We start from the raw sequence: 2,410 nt of genomic DNA, 5'->3' as shown, positions 1-2,410 counted from the left end.
GTGCGGGCGCTGCCGTGGAGAATTTGGCCCATAGCGCATCCCTCGCCGCATGGTGGTCAACTGTACCACCACATCGCGGGATCAAACACCTAGTGAACCATGGCACGGAGTAAGGCGGCAGTGCCAGACACTCGTCGGATCGCAGCAAACGCCACCTCACACGTCTCGCTGACACCCTCGGGCATGAGAGATGGACATGTGCCTCGACGGTCGCGAAGGCGCGCCAAGCTTCTCCTGCTATCTCGACCAAATTTCGGATCGCGCCCGTCGGGCTAACCGCGGACGTCGCGCCACAGCTAGGCCGCAGGCACGCTGGGGTGGAATCAGAGCAAGGCGCGGGCGCAAGGAAGCCCGGATGATCATCCTTAGATATGATTGCATGTCGAGCAGCGCAGCCGCACGACCGAATACGGCTGGACAGCTTGTTGAAGACTGTCACCGTTGAATGTCCGTAGAATTCGAGGAGCAGGACGATGTCCGCACACGTTTCGACGAACGAGGCTGCGGCACTGCCGGAATGCCGCGGGCGTACCTTCGCAATGGCGGCAGCCGCCGGCATCGCGGTCGCGAATATCTACTACAACCAACCGATGCTCGGCTTGATCGAGCGGGACTTGCCCGGCGAGATCACCGGCCTGATCCCGACCGCGACGCAGCTCGGCTACGCGGCGGGACTGTTCCTGCTCGTGCCGCTTGGCGACATCGTCGAGCGGCGGCGCTTGATCGCCATTCAGTTCGGCGGCCTCTCGGTGGCGCTCGCGCTCGCGGCCCTGGCGCCCACGGCGTCGCTGGTGGTGCTCGCCTCGCTCGTCCTTGGGCTGTCGGCCACCGTCGCCCAGCAGATCGTCCCGCTCGCGGCGCATCTCGCCGCACCGGAGCGGCGCGGGGCTGCCGTCGGCACGATCCTGTCAGGTATCCTGACGGGCATCCTGCTCAGTCGCACGCTGGCCGGGTTCGTCGCGACCCACGGGGGCTGGCGCGAGATGTTCTGGCTCGGCGTGCCGATGGCGCTCGCAGCTGGGGCGCTCATGATGGCCATGCTGCCTCACAGCCGGCCCGATTCGACGCTGCGCTACGGGGCCCTCCTGGGCTCACTCGCCGAGTTGTGGCGGAGCTACCCCGCCCTGCGGCGCGCGGCGACGACCCAGGCGCTCGTGTTCGCCGCCTTCACGGTGTTCTGGACCATCCTGGCGTTCCGGCTCCAGGGGTCGCCTTACGGTTACGGCGCGGACGTGGCCGGCCTGTTCGGCGTCGTGGGCGCGATCGGCGTCTTCGCCGCGCCTCTCTCGGGTCGGTTCGCCGACCGGCACGGCTCGCGGCCGGTGGTGCTGGGCGGATCCGTGCTCACCCTGGCGTCATGGGCGGTCTTCGGGCTCTGGACGTCTCTGGCCGGCCTTGTGATCGGGGTGGTCCTGCTCGACTTCGCCATGCAATCCACTCTTGTCGCCAACCAGCACATCGTCTTCGCCCTGCGCCCCGAGGCGCGCGCGCGACTCAACACGGTGCTCATGGGAGCGATGTTCCTGGGCGGGGCGCTCGGGTCGGCCGCCGCCACGTCCGTGTGGCAGATCGGCGGGTGGAACGCGGTCGTCGCCCTTGGCATCGTCCTCGGCGCCTCCGCGACCGCCGTACAGGCGCTGGGTGGACCGGGCCGCGACGGCTGAGGCGCGGGGGCGCACGCCCGCGCCCCGGTGCGTTCCCGGGTATGGCGATGCGGTCGCCGGGCGACCCCGACACCGCCGCCCTCAGGTGACCGGAACCCGACGCGCGATCGGGGCATCGGTTACGGCAGCGGTCGGCAATCGCAAACGGGCAAAGGGCCGGGGTGGTCGATGGGAGCCCTATGCGGGGGGCTGGCTGAGCCGGGTTTCCGGCGCCGTCACGGATCGGTGCCCCCGATGCGGCTCGCCAGGACGCGCGCGACGCGGTGGCCCGCCATTTCGGTGACCTCGAACCGCCACCCATGAGCCTCGAAGCTGTCCCCTGCCACCGGGATCCGCCCGAGATGGAAGATCACGAACCCCGCCATGGTGGCGAAGCCGTCGCTCTCGCCACCATGGGCCATGCCCAGCCGATCGAGGCCCTCCACCGCCGGCATCGTGCCATTGAGTGACAGGGATCCGTCCTTGCACTCGATCACCCACGGTTTTCCCCCCTTCTCGGGGATCTTCCCGGCGATGGCCTCCAGCAGATCTGTCGGCGTGACGATGCCTTCCAGGCTCCCGTACTCGTCGACTACGACCGCCAAGCGTACGGATCCATTCTGAAAGACATCGAGCAAGTCCAGGATCGACAGGCCCTCGTGCACGACGGTGGTTGATCCGCCCCCAATGAAGTGGTCCGCCCTTTGGTATGGCTTTCGAGCCTGGAGGACGGATCGATGTCGAGGAAGCGACCCAAGCCTGAGGAG

General features: G+C 68.1%; 2 protein-coding genes. One reads left to right on the top strand and one right to left on the bottom strand.

Annotation, left to right across the window (positions count from 1 at the left end; translation table 11 throughout):
* The first annotated feature begins 473 nt into the window (after positions 1 to 473).
* Positions 474 to 1,664 (top strand): MFS transporter, encoded by a 1,191-nt coding sequence (locus BM419_RS31515; RefSeq protein ID WP_210188189.1) that lies wholly within the window; start codon positions 474 to 476, stop codon positions 1,662 to 1,664.
* A 215-nt stretch (positions 1,665 to 1,879) separates the two neighbouring features.
* Here the strand turns inward: BM419_RS31515 and BM419_RS31510 are convergent, their stop codons facing one another.
* The gene (locus tag BM419_RS31510; RefSeq protein WP_244540947.1) at positions 1,880 to 2,308 is read right to left on the bottom strand and encodes a transporter associated domain-containing protein; all 429 of its coding nucleotides are present in this window, start codon (positions 2,306 to 2,308) and stop codon (positions 1,880 to 1,882) included.
* Between the last annotated feature and the right edge of the window lie 102 nt (positions 2,309 to 2,410).

This window comes from Methylobacterium sp. yr668, assembly GCF_900116245.1.
In the GTDB taxonomy this organism is placed as follows: domain Bacteria; phylum Pseudomonadota; class Alphaproteobacteria; order Rhizobiales; family Beijerinckiaceae; genus Methylobacterium.
Note: the sequence above shows the minus strand (reverse complement) of the source record. Positions and strands in the feature narration are given on the sequence as shown.

Bases quoted from the DNA above. Each gene is read 5' to 3' on its own strand.
- BM419_RS31515 (WP_210188189.1), top strand. From the start codon at position 474: ATGTCCGCACACGTTTCGACGAACGAGGCTGCGGCACTGCCGGAATGC.